The sequence below is a fragment of the Bacteroides acidifaciens genome (assembly GCF_903181435.1).
In the GTDB taxonomy this organism is placed as follows: Bacteria; Bacteroidota; Bacteroidia; order Bacteroidales; family Bacteroidaceae; genus Bacteroides.
The window spans coordinates 2116316-2134439 of record NZ_CAEUHO010000001.1; the positions used below are offsets into that span (position 1 = coordinate 2116316).

Genomic DNA, 18124 nt, shown 5'->3' on the forward strand with positions numbered 1-18124 from the left:
CATGCCAAAATTCCTTATGTAACCTATTTACTGGCGTTCAGCGTTTTATATTCCGTCATATCAGATGTAGAAATGTGGAATACACCGCATAATGTGTAGAAATAATCCACAATTCCGACTTTTAGAACATTTTTTCTACTTTCCATTTCAACAACTAAACAAATTATGTCTTACATTTGTATTATAATAAACAACACTAGACTGTGTCCTAATGAAAAAACAAATCTTTTCAACATTGGTTTTGTCAATCTGCATCTTATTTCCTTTTTCTTTGCATTCTCAGGAGCAACGTAAAAAGGTGGGAGTAGTTTTAAGCGGTGGCGGCGCCAAAGGAATGGCGCACATCAAAGCATTGAAAGTGATTGAAGAAGCCGGAATCCCCATTGATTACATAGCGGGAACCAGTATGGGTGCTATTGTAGGTGGTCTATACGCCATCGGCTACACGCCGGAGCAACTGGACAGTATGGTACGGAAACAAAACTGGACATTCCTGCTCAGTGACCGTGTCAAACGAAGCGCCATGTCACTGACCGACCGTGAGCGCTCTGAAAAATTCGTCATTTCCATCCCTTTCACCAAAACTCCTAAAGATGCAGCTTCGGGAGGAATCATGAAAGGACAGAACCTTGCCAACTTATTCTCGGATCTGACAATGGGGTATCACGACTCTATTGACTTCAATAAACTTCCTATACCTTTTGCCTGTGTAGCGGCTGATATCGTAAACGGAAACCAAATTATATTCCGGGACGGGATACTTTCTACTGCCATGCGTGCCAGCATGGCAATTCCCGGCGCATTCACTCCGGTGCGGCAAGATAGCATGGTGTTGGTAGACGGTGGCATTGTCAACAATTACCCGGCAGATGTCGCGAAAGCGATGGGAGCTGATATTATTATCGGGGTAGATGTACAAAACGCCTTGAAACCGGCAGACAAGCTAAATAGTGTCCCTGATATTCTAGGACAGATTGTGGATATTACCTGTCAGGCAAACCATGAAAAGAATGTAAATCTCACAGATACCTACATCCGTGTGAATGTAGACGGCTATTCTTCCGCCAGTTTCACTCCCGCTGCCATTGACACGTTGATGCGAAGAGGCGAAGAAGCTGCAAGGGCACAATGGAAGTCCCTGCTTGCACTGAAAAAGAAGATAGGAATACCGGATGATTATACCCCCAAACAACACGGTCCCTACTCTTCCCTATCCAATGTACGCACTATCTACGTGACGGATATTTCGTTCACCGGTGTAGAAGCCGATGACAAGAAATGGCTAATGAAGAAGTGTAACCTGAAAGAAAACAGCAATATCACCACCCAACAGATAGAACAAGCTTTGTTCCAGCTACGTGGAAGCCAGTCTTATTCCAGTGCCAGTTATACATTGACGGACACTCCCGAAGGTTATCAGCTCAACTTCCTGTTGCAAGAGAAATATGAAAGAAGAATCAACCTGGGAATCCGTTTCGATTCGGAAGAAATCGCATCACTGCTGCTTAACGCAACGGCCGACCTCAAGACTCACATTCCTTCCCGCCTATCCCTCACCGGACGATTGGGAAAACGATATGCCGCCCGCATAGATTATACGCTCGAACCGATGCAACAGCGTAATTTCAACTTCTCGTACATGTTCCAATACAACGATATCAACATATACGAGGAAGGCGACCGCGCCTATAATACCACCTATAAATATCATCTAGCCGAATTTGGTTTCTCCGATGTATGGTACAAAAACTTCCGCTTCGGTCTCGGACTACGTTTCGAATATTATAAGTACAAGGATTTCCTGTTCAAGAAACCGGAACTTGCCGATCTGAAAGTAGAATCGGAACATTTTCTGAGCTATTTTGCGCAGGTACAGTATAGTACTTACGACAAGGGATATTTCCCCGCCAAAGGTAGTGACTTCAAAGCCGCCTATTCACTCTATACGGATAACATGGCGCAATACAACGACCATGCCCCATTCTCCGCATTAAGTGCTTCGTGGGCAAGCGTCATTCCTATCACCCGGCGTTTTTCCGTCATCCCTTCCATTTACGGACGTATCCTAATTGGAAAAGGATTTCCATATCCTCTGCAAAATGCGATTGGCGGTGAAGTACCCGGCTTTTATATCCCACAACAATTGCCATTTGCCGGAGTTACTAACCTGGAACTGATGGATAATACTATCATGATTGCATCATTAAAATTCAGACAGCGCATGGGAGCTATCCATTATCTTACCCTAACAGGAAATTATGGACTGACGAACAGCAATTTTTTCAACGTATTGAAAGGCAAACAATTATTCGGCATCAGCGCAGGATATGGAATGGACAGTATCTTCGGACCATTGGAAATATCATTGGGATATTCCAATCAGACGGATAAGGGAAGTTGCTTTGTGAATTTGGGGTATTATTTCTAATCGTCCATACGATTATTGGTCAACTCAAATACATCCCACCTCTAAAAGAAAACCATTTCGCTTTCAGCCATTTTGTCCGTAGACATGTATTCACTCATGTATCGGCAAAACTTTGCTGGCACGTGGGTAAAACCTTACTAAACAGCAGGCAAAAGGCTGCCCACACGTAGACTTACATTCGCTAATGCCCGGGCGTAATATAGCCGTCCGAAGAGTACATATGGAAAAGAAAACGAACCCTCTGTTTGGAGTAAATACAGGGTCTAAAAAACAGGCTGAAAGCTATCCTTTTCATTTCAGAGGCGGTTTCAGCCAAATCCTTCGATAAAATGGAGCAATTTGAAAGAAGCTGAAGGCTGAAAGCGGTTTCATGAACTTATTATTAGTCCATATAATATAGCCTATCAATAGAGTTAATTTAAAAGATTTATATATTAGGGCAGTTATTATTAGAATTAAAAAAGGGTTGTCCTTCACCCGCTATCCCCTATCAAATTAGTGATACAGCAAGAAGATGCAGGCTCAAATAATGTTTTTTTTGTTCATTTATTCGTCTGAATCGAAGAAAGTACCTATCTTTACCGCAAGTATTTTTATTATTCACCATTAAATATAAAGATTATGGCAAGTAGAAGAGAACTCAAAAAGAACGTAAATTATATCGCTGGAGAATTATTCACCGAGTGTTTAATTAACAGCATGTTTATCCCTGGTACTGATAAAGCTAAAGCAGATGAGTTGATGGCTGAAGTGCTGAAGATGCAGGATGAATTTGTAACCCGTATCAGCCATACGGAACCGGGAAACGTGAAAGGTTTTTATAAGAAATTCCGCGCAGACTTTAATGCAAAGGTAAACGAGATTATTGAAGCTATAGGAAAATTGAACTAAAAAAAAGAATGAAGAAAGCAATTTATAGCTTTATCTATTACCGCCTGTTAGGGTGGAAGACAAACGTTACGGTACCTAATTATGATAAATGCGTGATATGTGCCGCTCCACACACAACGAACTTCGACTTATTTATTGGGAAACTATTTTATGGCGCTTTAGGCCGTAAGACAAGTTTCATGATGAAAAAAGAATGGTTTTTCTTTCCGCTCGGACTGTTTTTCAAAGCAGTGGGCGGGATTCCTGTAGACCGCAGCCGGAAAACTTCGCTAGTAGACCAGATGGTTCAACATTTTGCTAAGTGCAAAAAGTTCCACTTGGCTATCACTCCCGAAGGAACCCGCAAAGCGAATCCAAACTGGAAGAAAGGTTTTTATTTTATCGCCCAGAAGGCTCAAGTTCCTATTGTTCTAATCGGTATTGATTACAACAAAAAGACAATCTCGGCAACGAAAGCTATCATGCCATCGGGAGATATCAACAAAGATATGAGAGAAATCAAACTTTATTTCAAGGATTTCAAAGGAAAACACCCTGAGAATTTTGCTCTTGGTGAACTTTAAATATTAAGTATAGAGGTATTCAATTATGGAGTCTATTCGTATTTCCATAGTACAAACCGATATCGTTTGGGAAAATAAACAAGAAAATCTCCGTTTGCTCTACGAAAAGCTGCAAAGCCTCCGTGGAACAACGGAGATTGTTGTTCTACCGGAGATGTTCTCTACCGGATTCAGTATGCAGAGCGAAATGCTGGCAGAATCAAACTCCGGCGAGACGCTCACAACTTTCAAACGATGGACCTCACAATTCCAACTGGCTATCTGCGGTAGTTACATAGCAACAGATAACGGACAGTTTTATAACCGTGCTTTCTTTCTGACTCCCGAAGGAAAAGAATTCTACTATGACAAACGGCACCTGTTCCGTATGGGACGGGAAGCAGAACATTTCTCTGCCGGTGACAAACGTCTCATCATCCCCTACCGTGGATGGAATATCTGTCTACTCGTCTGCTATGACCTTCGTTTCCCGGTATGGAGCCGGAATATAAACAACGGATACGACCTATTAATATATGTAGCAAACTGGCCTGTCCCCCGCCGCCTGGCATGGGATACCTTGCTTCGTGCACGTGCATTCGAGAACCAATGCTATGTATGCGGCGTGAACAGAACTGGAACCGACGGATACCATTTGGAATATAACGGCGGCAGCAAAGTTTACTCGGCTTACGGCGAAGAAGTAGCTTCTCTGCCCGATGGACAAGAGGGAATAGTCACAGTAACACTCAATCTGGTCTCCCTCAACCAATTCAGGGAAAAGTTTCCGGTATGGAAAGATGCCGACGAATTTCATCTATAAGATATGCTACAAAACAAATGTTAAAAACAGATTAAAACAGCAACAATACCTTGAAGTAGGTAGTTAATAATATAGACTTCTTTTGTATCTTTGTCGTGAAAATACAGTCGCAAGGACGCTAATCTTACATAACTTAATTAACAACTTTATGAAAACAAATCTTAGTTCTCAAATCAGTCTCCACCGGGTCTCCCCCAGATACTACAGACCGGAGAATGCATTTGAAAAATCAGTCTTGACAAGACTAGAGAAAATCCCCACAGACATCTATGAATCTGTAGAAGAAGGAGCTAACTACATTGCTCGCGAAATAGCACAGACCATCCGCGAAAAACAAAAAGCAGGACGTTTCTGCGTATTGGCACTGCCTGGCGGCGATTCACCCAGACACGTATATACGGAACTTATCCGCATGCACAAGGAAGAAGGCCTCAGCTTCCGCAACGTGATCGTATTTAACATGTACGAATATTATCCGTTGTCTCCCGATGCTGTCAACAGCAACTTCAATGCTTTGAAAAGCATGTTGCTGGATCAAATCGACATCGACAAGCAGAATATATTCACCCCGGACGGAAGCATTGCCAAAGATACTATCTTTGAATATTGCCGTCTGTACGAACAACGTATCGAAAGCTTCGGCGGTATCGATATTGCTTTGCTGGGTATCGGTCGTGTAGGTAATATCGCATTCAACGAACCGGGTTCACGTCTGAACTCTACCACTCGTTTGATTTTGTTGGATAATGCGTCACGCAATGAAGCAGCCAAGATTTTCGGAACTATGGATAATACTCCCATCAGTTCTATTACGATGGGTGTAGCTACCATTCTCGGTGCAAAGAAAGTTTATCTGCTTGCATGGGGTGAAAACAAGGCAGCCATGATTAAAGAATGTGTGGAAGGTGCCATCACTGACACAATTCCTGCATCTTATCTGCAAACGCACAACAACGCACATGTAGCTCTCGATCTTTCGGCAGCTATGAACTTGACACGTATTCAACGTCCGTGGCTGGTAACTTCCTGCGAGTGGAATGACAAACTGATCCGCAGCGCTATCGTTTGGTTATGTCAGTTGACAGGCAAACCTATCTTGAAATTGACAAATAAGGATTATAACGAAAACGGCTTGAGTGAACTGTTGGCACTTTATGGTTCTGCATACAATGTAAATATCAAGATTTTCAATGATTTGCAGCACACCATCACCGGATGGCCGGGTGGCAAACCGAATGCCGATGATACTTATCGTCCCGAACGTGCCAAACCATTCCCGAAACGTGTGATTATCTTCTCTCCGCACCCGGATGATGATGTGATCTCCATGGGTGGAACGCTCCGCCGCCTGGTAGAGCAAAAACATGAAGTACATGTAGCCTACGAGACTTCCGGTAATATCGCCGTAGGTGATGAAGAAGTGGTTCGTTTCATGCATTTCATCAATGGCTTCAACCAACTTTTCAACAATAGTGAAGACCAGGTTATCAATGAGAAGTACGCAGAAATACGCAATTTCCTGAAGAATAAGAAAGATGGCGATATGGACAGCCGTGACATTCTGACTATCAAAGGTCTGATTCGCCGTGGTGAAGCCCGCACCGCTTCTTCTTATAACAATATCCCGTTGGATCGTGTACACTTCCTTGACCTGCCATTCTACGAAACAGGCAAGATTCAGAAGAATCCTATCAGCGAGGCAGACGTAGAAATCGTACGAAACCTGCTCCGTGAAGTGAAGCCTCATCAGATATTCGTAGCCGGCGACCTTGCCGACCCGCATGGAACACACCGTGTATGTACGGATGCTGTTTTTGCTGCCGTCGACCTCGAAAAAGAAGAGGGTGCAAAATGGCTGAAAGACTGCCGTATCTGGATGTATCGTGGTGCATGGGCTGAATGGGAAATTGAAAACATCGAAATGGCAGTACCTATCAGTCCGGAAGAACTCCGTGCAAAACGTAACTCTATCCTGAAACATCAGTCTCAGATGGAAAGCGCTCCGTTCTTGGGTAATGACGAACGTTTGTTCTGGCAACGTAGTGAAGACCGCAATCGTGGTACAGCTACTTTGTATGACAAATTAGGACTGGCTTCCTACGAAGCAATGGAAGCATTCGTGGAGTATATTCCACTATAAGGAAAATCATTCTTAATTAAGAGAATATAAAACAATGAAAGAAGAGTGGGAAGTTTGGATACTTCTCACTCTTTTTTTGTTTATTTTTGTAGGATAATTCACCACAGAGAAAATGAGAACAAAAGCAATGAATAATGAAAAAGATAATAGTGTTTCTTCTATGCCTTACTATAAGTGCTAATTTTCTTTTCGCTCAAGATATTGAAAGGAATGTAAAAGAAAGATTAACGGATTATTTCGGCAAATATACCGCAACAGCCAAAATCAGCACTCCAAAGCTGAATAGTATTGATATAAATTATGACCGTAAGACAATTACTGTCTATGCCTCGGAGAGTTTCGCTTATCAACCTTTCCGGCCGGAAACCGTAGAGACAATTTATAACCAGGTGAAAGAATTACTCCCGGGCCCCGTCCACTATTACCAATTGGCGATTTATGCGGACGGAAAGCCAATCGAGGAACTTGTTCCTAATTTCTACCGGAACAAGAAAAAGGATAAGGAACGAATGTCCCTGAACGTGGATTATAAAGGAGCCCCCTGGGTAAAAAATATCTCACGCCCGAATGATATTTCACGCGGATTACAAGACCGTCACATCGCAATCTGGCAAAGCCATGGCAACTATTTCAAGAATGACAAGAACGAATGGGGGTGGCAACGCCCCCGCCTGTTCTGTACCACAGAAGATTTGTTCACTCAGTCTTTCGTTCTTCCTTATGTGATTCCCATGCTGGAGAACGCAGGTGCTATCGTTTATACTCCCCGCGAACGGGACACGCAAAAGAATGAAATCATTGTGGATAACGATACGCCTGACGCTTCCTTTTATCTGGAAGTAGGAAGCAAAAAAGCGAAGTGGGCAACGGCTCCTGTAAAAGGATTCGCCTTAAAGAAAACGATTTATAGGGATGGGGAAAATCCGTTCAGCGATGGAACTTGCCGTTTTATCTCCACCGAAAGAAAGAAAAAGAAGAATAAGAACCAGGTATTTGCCGAATGGGTACCTACCCTGCCGGCAACAGGCGAATATGCCGTTTACGTTTCTTATCAGACACTGCCGAATAGTGTAAGCGATGCCAAGTACCTCGTTTTCCATAACGGTGGAGTTACAGAATTTAAGGTAAATCAGAAAATAGGTGGCGGCACATGGGTTTATCTCGGCACTTTCGAATTTGACAAGGGAAATAATGACTACGGCATGGTTATACTAAGCAACGAAAGTAGTGAGCATGGTGTAGTATGTGCCGACGCGGTACGTTTCGGCGGGGGAATGGGAAATATTTCCCGAGGGGGAAAGCTCAGCGGACTGCCTCGTTATCTGGAAGGAGCACGTTACTCGGCACAATGGGCGGGAATGCCTTATGATGTATATGCCGGACGCAAAGGTGAAAATGATTATGTAGATGATATCAATACACGTTCCCATACCGTCAATTATTTATCAGGTGGTTCTGTTTATAACCCGAACCAACCGGGGTTGCGTGTGCCGTTAGAAATGACAATGGCACTCCACAGTGACGCAGGATGCAGTAAAACAGACGAGTTGATTGGTTCACTCGGCATTTACACGACCGACTTCAATAATAGCAAACTGAACACAGGAACAGACCGGTATGCGTCACGCGACTTAACGGATATTATACTCTCCCAAATTCAGAAAGATATCCATTCGAGTTATAACCTACCCTGGACACGCCGGAGCATGTGGAACCGGAATTATAGTGAGACACGGCTTCCCGCTACTCCCTCTACGATTATCGAATTACTTTCTCATCAGAACTTTGCCGACATGCAGTTAGGACACGACCCGAATTTCAAATTTACCGTAGGACGTGCCATTTATAAAGGTATCTTGCAATTCATTACCAGCCAGCATGATAAAGAATATGTAGTGCAACCTTTGCCTGTGAGCAATTTTTCTGTCCGTTTCGGGAAAAAGAAGAATACGCTGGAACTTTCCTGGAAAGGTGAGGATGATCCTCAAGAACCTACTGCCCGTCCGCGGGAATACATTGTATATACACGCATCGGTTATGGCGGATTTGACAATGGGACTTTGGTCAGCAAACCTTCTTATACAGTCAAGATAGAACCGGGACTTGTTTATTCATTTAAGGTAACTGCCGTAAACCGGGGTGGAGAAAGCTTCCCATCCGAGATTCTTTCTGCATATAAAGCAAAACGGGAACAAGAAAAGGTATTAATCATCAATGGATTTGACAGAATCAGCGGTCCGGCTGTTATTAATGCTTTTGATAAAGCAGGCTTCGATTTAGAGCAGGATCCCGGAGTTCCGTACCTGTCGAACATTTCATTCAGCGGAGCGCAGACCGGATTCGACCGTTCGCAGGCTGGTAAAGAGGGAAAAGGCAGTTTGGGAGATAGCGGAAGTGAATTAGAGGGAATGAAAATTGCAGGAAACACATTTGATTATCCTTTTATTCACGGAAAGGCAATTCAGGCAGCCGGGAAATATAGTTTCGTGTCATGCAGTGATGAGGCAGTAGAGAACGGATTAGTGACACTGGAAGATTATCCGATAGTGGATTATATCCTGGGATTGGAAAAGGAAGATCCTGCAAGTAAAGCTTATTACAAAACATTCTCTTCGGCTATGCAACGGATTATCACCAGCTATTGCCAGTCTGGAGGAAATTTATTTGTCAGTGGCGCCTATGTGGGAAGTGATATGAGCGGAACGCAAGGAAACCGGGAATTTACGGAAAAAACTTTAAAATATGGTTACCAAAGTAGCTTGACGGATAAGACTTCAAACCGTATCAATGGATTGGGACGCACGATTACTATTCCACGTGTGCCCAACGAGAACAGTTATGCTGTTCCTGCACCGGATTGTATCGTCCCGGTAGATACTGCTTTTCCCGTATTTACTTATGCTCCAGGCAACCAAAGCGCAGGCATCGCCTACAAAGGAAATTACCGCACTTTCGTATTAGGTTTTCCATTCGAAAGTATCCAATCGGAAGCTGACCGGGCAACTATTATGGCAGGCATATTGGGATTCTTTACACAGAAATAAAAAATATCCCATTTTTTAATCTGTTTCTCATTTTATATTCTATCTTTGCTATTGTAATAACCCTTAAAACTAAAAAACAATGTATACTATACAAGCAAATCCCAGCGGTACACGCAACATAGAAGTATCTAACGAAAACTTGAGAACCATTGAAAAATATGCCCTGTTCCGCCACCTTATTGACAGCACCGGTATTGTAGATGAAAGCGTACTGGATAAACTGAAGCTAAACATCCGTTCTCTCATCGCCAGCCAGGAAGAAGACAGCAAAGACTTGCTGGACCTCTGCATCGACGTGATTTATCACAATAATATGAAGGCATTCGGTTTGCAGCAGCTTATAAAGCTTTATCTCACCTGGCTTTCCAGTCCGGAAACGGAAGAAGAGGAGTAACGATGATTACGGTAGATACTCGCGGAACGACAGCTTACAGCCCGCTGATTCCAGCAATCAAAGCCATGTGTGGCACTTCTCCCGGTGAAACGATAGAGATTATTATGAACCATGCCGACGCATTCCAGGATTTGAAAGAATATCTTTCCGAGCAAGGTATCGGTTTCCGCGAAATCTACGACGGAGAACAAATGACATTAGAGTTCACAATCAATAAGAAGTTTTGAAAAAACATCCTAATGATTGAAGTTAAACATCCCAATGAATAAAAAAATCATTGGGATGTTTTTTATTATCCTTATCTTTGCGGCATGAAAGAATATCGATTGACCGACTGGTTACCCACTACTAAGAAAGAAGTAGAACTCCGCGGATGGAATGAATTGGATGTCATTCTCTTCAGCGCGGATGCTTATGTGGACCATCCATCTTTTGGCACTGCCGTTATCGGGCGTATTCTCGAAGCAGAAGGTTTGAAAATAGCCATCGTACCTCAACCTAATTGGCGTGATGACCTGCGTGATTTCAAAAAGCTGGGACGTCCCCGCCTGTTCTTTGGTATCTCCGGCGGATGCATGGACTCGATGGTAAACAAATATACCGCCAACAAACGGCTGCGCAGTGAGGATGCTTATACTCCCGACGGTCGTCCGGATATGCGTCCGGACTACCCTTCTACTGTTTACAGTCAAATTCTGAAAAGACTTTATCCCGATGTTCCCGTTATCTTAGGCGGCATTGAAGCCAGCATGAGGCGATTAAGCCATTATGACTATTGGCAGGACAAGGTACAAAAAAGCATTTTATGCGATAGTGGTGCAGACTTACTCATTTATGGAATGGGTGAAAAGCCGATTGTAGACTTAACCCGGAAAATGAAAAGTTTACTTCCAACAGAAGAAGCTTCATTAACTACCAACGACTTTAAAAAGATTATTGGAACAATCCCACAGACAGCCTATCTTTGCCGTGAGACAGAGTGGGTTTCCGATGCGGAAGATATCCAACTCTATTCACACGAAGAATGCCTGACGGATAAGAAAAAACACGCGAGCAATTTCCGGCACATTGAAGAAGAATCCAATAAATATGCGGCTGCACGTATCACGCAAGTTGTGGGTAATAGGGTTGTAATAGTCAATCCCCCTTATCCACCAATGAGCCAGGAAGATCTGGACCGTTCTTTCGATTTGCCATATACCCGCCTGCCGCATCCTAAATATAAGGGAAAGCGGATTCCCGCTTATGATATGATTAAGTTTTCCATCAATATTCATCGGGGATGCTTTGGTGGTTGTGCGTTCTGCACTATTTCCGCGCATCAGGGGAAATTTATCGTTAGCCGTAGTAAAGAGTCTATTCTGAAAGAAGTAAAAGAAGTTATCCAGTTGCCGGACTTCAAAGGATATTTAAGTGACTTGGGCGGCCCTTCCGCCAATATGTATCAGATGAAAGGGAAAGATGAATCTATCTGCAAAAAATGCAAGCGACCATCATGTATCCATCCGAAAGTTTGCCCTAACCTGAATTCGGATCATCGTCCGTTATTGGATATTTATCATGCGGTAGATGCTTTGCCCGGTATTAAGAAATCTTTTATCGGCAGTGGGATACGTTATGATCTGCTGCTTCATCAGAGTAAAGATGCAGCCATCAACCGCAGTACTGCCGAATATACCCGTGAGTTGATTGTCAATCACGTTAGCGGTCGTCTGAAAGTGGCTCCCGAACATACCAGTGCAGGTGTATTGTCGATAATGCGCAAACCATCCTTCGAACAGTTCGAAACATTCAAGAAGATATTCGACCGCATTAATAGGGAAGAGAATCTGCGCCAACAACTGATTCCTTATTTTATCTCTTCACACCCGGGTTGTAAGGAAGAAGATATGGCAGAACTCGCTGTTATCACCAAACGTTTGGACTTTCACCTGGAACAAGTACAGGACTTCACTCCTACTCCGATGACAGTAGCCACCGAAACATGGTACACGGGGTTTCATCCGCACACCTTGGAACCGGTATTCAGTGCTAAGACCCAACGGGAGAAACTAGCTCAACGGCAATTCTTCTTTTGGTATAAGCCGGAAGAACGCAAGAACATTATCAATGAATTGAGACGAATCGGGCGTTCGGACTTGATAGACAAATTATATGGAAAAGGAAAAGAAGTAGAAAGAAACAAAGCCAGAGGAAAAAGATAAATAGACAGAACCGCCTGTCTATTTATCTTTTACCGGCAATGCCACAATCTCTTGCAGCACACTGACTGCTGTCTCTACATTCGACACATCCTTAATCAGCATACTCCGTTTTCCATTCTGTTCCCTCAAATCGCAACGACGGGTATATTTCATCATATAGTCTATCACCTTACCGAAAGCCTGGCTCTGGTAGAACGGACTATCCGGATTGGATACAAAGAACAAGGTCATGCGCCCGCCTTTCAGGAATATCTTTTCTGCTCCCAGACGTGCTGCGAGGCGGCGGAGAGGTACAATACGCAACAACTCCTGCGTTTCCGGCGGAACAGGGCCGAAACGGTCTTCGAGGCGGGAGCGGAAAGCGTCTACGTCTTTGTCTAATGTCAATCCGTCCAGTTCGCGATAGAGCAACATGCGTTCGCTGCTACCGGTTACGTAATTGGCTGGCAATAACAGCTCAAGGTCGCTCTCTACCTGACATTCGTCCACAAATCCTTCACCGCTAATCTGTCCTTCGCCCTTGATTTCATCGGCATATAAATCGGCAAACTCGTCGTTCTTCAGTTCATGGACGGCTTCGGAAAGAATCTTCTGATAAGTTTCATATCCCAAGTCGGCCACGAACCCGCTTTGTTCCGCACCGAGCAGGTTTCCTGCTCCACGAATATCCAAATCCTGCATGGCAATATGGATTCCACTTCCAAGGTCGCTAAAGTTCTCGATGGCCTGAAGCCGGCGTTTTCCTTCTGTCGTAAGACTACTCAATGGCGGAGCCAGCAGATAACAGAAGGCTTTCTTATTGCTGCGCCCCACCCGGCCACGCATCTGGTGAAGGTCGCTCAATCCGAAATTCTGTGCCTGGTTGATGATGATGGTATTGGCATTCGGAATGTCAATGCCACTTTCAATGATAGTTGTTGCCAGAAGCACATCATAATCATAGTTGACAAAGTCTAAAATGATTTTCTCCAGTTGCGACGGTTCCATCTGCCCATGCCCGATTGTTACACGGCAGTCCGGGATGTGGCGTTCAATCATCGCTTTTAATTCGGGCAGATTGGCAATCCGGTTATTGACGAAGAAAACCTGTCCGTTACGACTCATCTCGAAATTAATGGCATCCGTGATTACTTCTTCATTGAAGGTGTGGACTTCGGTCTGAATCGGATAACGGTTGGGCGGCGGGGTAGAAATAACACTCAGGTCGCGCGCGCCCATCAATGAGAATTGAAGTGTACGGGGAATCGGGGTGGCGGTCATTGTCAATGTATCTACATTCACTTTTAGCTGACGCAGCTTTTCTTTTACGGAAACTCCGAACTTCTGCTCTTCGTCAACTATCAGCAGCCCCAGGTCTTTGAACTGCACATCTTTTCCCAAGATACGGTGCGTGCCGATAAGGATGCCGATTTCTCCTTCTTTCAATCCTTTCAGAACTGCTTTGGACTGTGCTGCCGTACGTGCGCGGCTGAGATAATCCACCCGGCATGGCAATCCTTTCAGACGCTCGCGGAATGTCTGGAAATGCTGATAGGCAAGTACCGTTGTCGGCACCAGGACAGCTACCTGCTTATTATCGGCCACTGCTTTGAAGGCGGCACGGACAGCAACTTCTGTTTTTCCGAAACCTACGTCTCCACAAACCAAACGGTCCATCGGACGGTCGCTTTCCATATCGGCCTTGACTTCGACAGTCGCTTTGCTCTGATCGGGCGTGTCTTCATAAATAAAGGATGCTTCCAATTCGCGCTGCAAGAAACTGTCGGGACTATATGAGAATCCCTTTTCCTGCCGGCGTTGCGAATACAGCTTTATCAAATCACGGGCTATGTCCTTTATTTTGCTCTTCGTGCGCTCTTTCAGTTTCTCCCATGCACCCGTGCCCAATTTATTCAGCCGAGGGGCTTCGCCTTCTTTTCCTTTATATTTAGAAACCTTATGCAGGGAGTGTATAGAGACAAATACAACATCTTCATTCTGAAAGACCAGTTTCAATACTTCCTGCGTAGTGTCCCCATTCGGAATACGCACCAAACCGGAAAAACGCCCGATGCCATGATCCGTATGCACGACATAATCGCCCGGAGTAAATTGGTTCAATTCTTTCAAGGAAAGAGCCACTTTTCCCGAACGTGCCTTATCGCTCTTCAGATTGTATTTATGGAAACGGTCGAACAGTTGATGGTCCGTAAAGATGCAAAGACGCAAAGTGTTGTCAACAAATCCTTCGTGAATGGTACGCTCCACAGCGGTGAACTGTATCTTGTCACCACGATCCTCGAAAATAGCTTTGATACGCTCCGTCTGCTTCGTGCTGTCACTACATATGTAAAGCGAATATCCTTTCTCCAGATAATCCTTGAAGGAACTTGCCACTAAATCGAAATTCTTATGAAAGATTGGTTGGGCGGAAGTGCTGAAAGTGATACTGGCATTCGGCGTGCCGGTCGGCTTGTTTCCAAACTCCAACCGACGGAAATCAAGTGCACGTACCGTAAATTCACTGCCGTCTATCAGTTTTCCTTCCAGTGTAATCCCTCCGTTCTCTTCGGCTTCCTGAACGGCTATCGCCTGCGGTGTCAGTGCATCGTCGTGCACTGCCTGTATCCGCTCACGCAACCAAAGGAAATCACGCATTGCCAAAGTTGTCTCTTTCGGGATAAAATCCAGGAAAGAGGTGGTCACCTCTCCGGTCACTGCCAAATCGGGCACAATAGATACTCCGTCTTTCTTCTCACGGGATAATTGGGTTTCTACTTCAAAGGTGCGGACACTCTCCACTTCATCGCCAAAGAAGTCGATACGATAGGGATACTCCGAAGCAAAAGAAAAGACGTCGATAATGCTTCCGCGAACGGCGTATTGTCCCGGTTCATATACATAATCCACATATTCAAAGCCGTAGCTATGCAAAACGTCCGTTATAAATGTGGTGTCCACTTTCTCGCCGACGTTCAGTTTCAACGTCTTGTTGCTCAGTTCCTTGCGGGATACGACTTTTTCTGCCAACGCATCCGGATAAGTTACAATGCACAAGCCTTTCTCCCCTTTCTGCAAACGGCTCAGTACTTCGGTACGAAGAATCTCATTCGCTGCGTCTTTCTGCCCATACTTGATGGAACGACGGAAGGAGGAGGGAAAGAAAAGCACTGTCTCCGCACCCAATATCTGCGTCAGGTCATGATAGAAATATCCGGCTTCTTCAAGGTCGCCTAAAACAAATACAAACGGGCAACCGCCCTCTTGTACCAACACAGAAGAAAAAAGGGAAGCGGCAGATGCACACAGTCCGCCACAAAAGATAGTCTGGACAGAGGTGTCCTTCAACAAGCGCTTCATAACTGCCGTATTGGGGTGGGCAGCATATTGTTGTTGCAACTCAGTTATTGTCATACCTATTAAGAATTTCACCGCAAAAGTACAAAAAATAATGGGAGTACATACTTTAAGGATGGAAGTATTGCAAAGGGGGATTCCCAATGAAGCATAGCGCACGTTAAATTTTCCTTAGTTCGCCTATAACTAAAGGAAAAGAGCTACTTTTGTTTCTAAATTTTATAGTAACTATATGCAAACATCGGATAGCATCGTAATTATCCCTACCTATAACGAACGGGAGAACATAGAAAATATCATCCGCGCCGTTTTCGGACTTCCTAAAGTATTCCATATCCTGGTAATAGAGGACGGGTCTCCGGACGGAACGGCAAATATAGTAAAAAAACTGCAACAAGAATTTCCCGAACGCCTTTTCATGATTGAACGTAAAGGGAAACTGGGACTGGGAACCGCTTATATCGCCGGTTTCAAATGGGCACTGGAACATACATACGAATATATCTTCGAAATGGATGCCGACTTCAGCCATAACCCGAACGACCTCCCACGGCTGTATCAGGCTTGCTCGGAACAGGGTGGAGATGTGTCTATCGGCTCCCGTTATGTCAGCGGAGTGAACGTAGTGAACTGGCCAATGGGACGGGTACTGATGTCTTATTTCGCATCCAAATATGTGAGGTTTATCACAGGCATTCCCGTACACGACACCACCGCCGGATTCGTCTGTTACCGTCGCCAAGTATTGGAAACGATTGATTTAGACCATATCCGCTTCAAAGGATACGCTTTTCAGATTGAAATGAAATTCACCGCTTATAAATGTGGCTTTAAAATCATCGAAGTTCCCGTTATCTTCATCAACCGTGAACTGGGCACTTCCAAGATGAACAGCAGCATCTTCGGAGAGGCCATATTCGGTGTGATTAAATTAAAAACAAATAGTTGGTTCCATAAATTCCCGCAAAAGAAATGAAACGTACACTGATTCAAAATGCCGTTATTGTAAACGAAGGAAGAAAAGTTCTGGGCTCTGTCGTAATAGAAAATGAGATTATCGCCGAAATATTAGTAGGCGACGAGAAAACAACCATACCTTGTGACGAAATTATAGACGCGACCGGATGCTACCTATTGCCGGGCGCCATCGACGAACATGTTCATTTCCGTGATCCCGGGTTGACTCATAAAGCGGATATTACCACAGAAAGCCATGCCGCGGCAGCCGGTGGTGTCACTTCCATCATGGATATGCCGAATACAAATCCACAGACAACTACTTTGGAAGCCTTGAATGAAAAACTCGCTTTATTGGGCGAGAAGTCTGTTGTCAACTATTCCTGCTACTTCGGAGCGACCAATAACAACTACACCCAGTTTGCGCAACTGGATAAGCATCGTGTTTGTGGCGTGAAATTATTTATGGGTTCGAGTACCGGGAATATGTTGGTAGACCGCATGGCCAGCCTGCGCAATATATTCGGCGGAACTGATTTGCTCATCGCTGCCCACTGCGAAGACCAGGGAATCATCAAAGAGAATACGGATAAATATAAAAAGGAATACGGTGACGATGTACCATTGGCTCTCCATCCTGTAATCAGGTCGGAAGAGGCTTGTTTCCGTTCTTCCGAACTGGCTGTGCAACTGGCACGCGAAGCAAACGCCCGCCTGCACATCATGCACATTTCCACAGCCAAAGAACTAAGCCTGTTCTCTGACGCTCCTTTGGCGGAAAAGAGAATTACGGCAGAAGCCTGTGTTTCCCATCTGCTCTTTACGGAAAATGACTACGGGACACTCGGTGCACGCATCAAGTGTAACCCTGCCATCAAGACGGCAGAAGACCGGAAGGCCTTGCAGGAGGCTGTCAACAGTGGCTTGATTGATGCCATCGCAACCGACCATGCCCCGCACTTGCTAAGCGAGAAAGAAGGTGGGGCTTTAAAGGCCATGTCCGGTATGCCAATGATACAATTCTCGTTAGTCAGCATGTTGGAACTTGTGGATAAGGGAGTATTCTCTATTGAAAAGGTAGTGGAAAAGATGGCTCATGCACCGGCTCAAATGTACCAAATCAATAATCGCGGATTCATTCATAAGGGATATCAGGCAGACCTTGTACTGGTACGCCCCGACTCTGAATGGACGGTAACGGCAGACTGTATTTTAAGCAAATGCAAATGGAGTCCGTTAGAAGGACGCACCTTGCACTGGAAAGTGGAGAAAACATTTGTAAACGGACATCTGTTATACAATAACGGAGAAATAGACGAGAGATATCGCGGACAAGAGTTATTCTTTGAACGCTAAATGACAATT

The 18124-nt window shown here is 44.5% G+C and carries 12 protein-coding genes; 11 read left to right on the forward strand and 1 reads right to left on the reverse strand.

From position 1 onward, the window contains the following. Positions 1 to 211 precede the first annotated feature (211 nt). From CLIN57ABFB40_RS08970 to CLIN57ABFB40_RS09010, 9 genes are all read left to right on the forward strand, one after another. Positions 212 to 2428: a patatin-like phospholipase family protein gene (locus CLIN57ABFB40_RS08970; protein ID WP_175629772.1), complete on the forward strand. Its 2217-nt coding sequence runs from the start codon at positions 212 to 214 to the stop codon at positions 2426 to 2428. 621 nt (positions 2429 to 3049) lie between these two features. Beyond that, positions 3050 to 3319, forward strand: a complete 270-nt coding sequence (locus CLIN57ABFB40_RS08975; protein ID WP_022139503.1) for a hypothetical protein — start codon at positions 3050 to 3052, stop codon at positions 3317 to 3319. An 8-nt stretch (positions 3320 to 3327) separates the two neighbouring features. Then, a complete protein-coding gene (locus tag CLIN57ABFB40_RS08980; protein WP_175629773.1) occupies positions 3328 to 3882 on the forward strand; it encodes a lysophospholipid acyltransferase family protein in 555 nt (184 codons plus the stop codon). 25 nt (positions 3883 to 3907) lie between these two features. Beyond that, entirely contained in the window at positions 3908 to 4684 is a 777-nt protein-coding gene (locus tag CLIN57ABFB40_RS08985; RefSeq protein WP_175629774.1) for an amidohydrolase, read from the forward strand. A gap of 148 nt (positions 4685 to 4832) precedes the next feature. Next, positions 4833 to 6824 (forward strand): glucosamine-6-phosphate deaminase, encoded by a 1992-nt coding sequence (locus CLIN57ABFB40_RS08990; RefSeq protein ID WP_175629775.1) that lies wholly within the window; start codon positions 4833 to 4835, stop codon positions 6822 to 6824. A gap of 134 nt (positions 6825 to 6958) precedes the next feature. Next, positions 6959 to 9868, forward strand: a complete 2910-nt coding sequence (locus tag CLIN57ABFB40_RS08995) for a xanthan lyase (RefSeq protein ID WP_175629776.1) — start codon at positions 6959 to 6961, stop codon at positions 9866 to 9868. A 79-nt stretch (positions 9869 to 9947) separates the two neighbouring features. Further along, positions 9948 to 10262 carry a hypothetical protein gene (locus tag CLIN57ABFB40_RS09000; protein WP_175629777.1) on the forward strand — a complete coding sequence of 105 codons (315 nt, stop codon included), beginning with the start codon at positions 9948 to 9950 and terminating at the stop codon, positions 10260 to 10262. Between the two features lie 2 nt (positions 10263 to 10264). Continuing rightward, positions 10265 to 10489: a sulfurtransferase TusA family protein gene (locus CLIN57ABFB40_RS09005; RefSeq protein WP_175629778.1), complete on the forward strand. Its 225-nt coding sequence runs from the start codon at positions 10265 to 10267 to the stop codon at positions 10487 to 10489. A gap of 84 nt (positions 10490 to 10573) precedes the next feature. After that, on the forward strand, positions 10574 to 12466 hold the full coding sequence (locus CLIN57ABFB40_RS09010) for a YgiQ family radical SAM protein (RefSeq protein WP_175629779.1): 1893 nt from the start codon (positions 10574 to 10576) through the stop codon (positions 12464 to 12466). Positions 12467 to 12484: 18 nt separating this feature from the next. Here CLIN57ABFB40_RS09010 and mfd read toward each other — a convergent pair whose 3' ends face one another. Beyond that, positions 12485 to 15859: a transcription-repair coupling factor gene (mfd, locus tag CLIN57ABFB40_RS09015; RefSeq protein ID WP_175629780.1), complete on the reverse strand. Its 3375-nt coding sequence runs from the start codon at positions 15857 to 15859 to the stop codon at positions 12485 to 12487. Between the two features lie 175 nt (positions 15860 to 16034). Here mfd and CLIN57ABFB40_RS09020 point away from each other — a divergent pair, with 175 nt between their 5' ends. Together CLIN57ABFB40_RS09020 and CLIN57ABFB40_RS09025 are read left to right on the forward strand one after the other, a co-directional pair. Further along, a complete protein-coding gene (locus CLIN57ABFB40_RS09020; protein WP_175629781.1) occupies positions 16035 to 16778 on the forward strand; it encodes a polyprenol monophosphomannose synthase in 744 nt (247 codons plus the stop codon). Then, positions 16775 to 18115: a dihydroorotase gene (locus CLIN57ABFB40_RS09025; RefSeq protein ID WP_175629782.1), complete on the forward strand. Its 1341-nt coding sequence runs from the start codon at positions 16775 to 16777 to the stop codon at positions 18113 to 18115. The genes CLIN57ABFB40_RS09020 and CLIN57ABFB40_RS09025 overlap by 4 nt, the downstream gene beginning before the upstream one ends. The last annotated feature ends 9 nt before the right edge of the window (positions 18116 to 18124 follow it).

Coding starts and splice junctions, on each gene's coding strand:
- CLIN57ABFB40_RS08980 (WP_175629773.1), top strand. CDS start 3,328: ATGAAGAAAGCAATTTATAGCTTTATCTATTACCGCCTGTTAGGGTGG.
- CLIN57ABFB40_RS09000 (WP_175629777.1), top strand. CDS start 9,948: ATGTATACTATACAAGCAAATCCCAGCGGTACACGCAACATAGAAGTA.
- mfd (WP_175629780.1), bottom strand. CDS start 15,859: ATGACAATAACTGAGTTGCAACAACAATATGCTGCCCACCCCAATACG.
- CLIN57ABFB40_RS08985 (WP_175629774.1), top strand. CDS start 3,908: ATGGAGTCTATTCGTATTTCCATAGTACAAACCGATATCGTTTGGGAA.
- CLIN57ABFB40_RS08990 (WP_175629775.1), top strand. CDS start 4,833: ATGAAAACAAATCTTAGTTCTCAAATCAGTCTCCACCGGGTCTCCCCC.
- CLIN57ABFB40_RS08970 (WP_175629772.1), top strand. CDS start 212: ATGAAAAAACAAATCTTTTCAACATTGGTTTTGTCAATCTGCATCTTA.
- CLIN57ABFB40_RS09025 (WP_175629782.1), top strand. CDS start 16,775: ATGAAACGTACACTGATTCAAAATGCCGTTATTGTAAACGAAGGAAGA.
- CLIN57ABFB40_RS09020 (WP_175629781.1), top strand. CDS start 16,035: ATGCAAACATCGGATAGCATCGTAATTATCCCTACCTATAACGAACGG.
- CLIN57ABFB40_RS09010 (WP_175629779.1), top strand. CDS start 10,574: ATGAAAGAATATCGATTGACCGACTGGTTACCCACTACTAAGAAAGAA.
- CLIN57ABFB40_RS09005 (WP_175629778.1), top strand. CDS start 10,265: ATGATTACGGTAGATACTCGCGGAACGACAGCTTACAGCCCGCTGATT.
- CLIN57ABFB40_RS08975 (WP_022139503.1), top strand. CDS start 3,050: ATGGCAAGTAGAAGAGAACTCAAAAAGAACGTAAATTATATCGCTGGA.
- CLIN57ABFB40_RS08995 (WP_175629776.1), top strand. CDS start 6,959: ATGAAAAAGATAATAGTGTTTCTTCTATGCCTTACTATAAGTGCTAAT.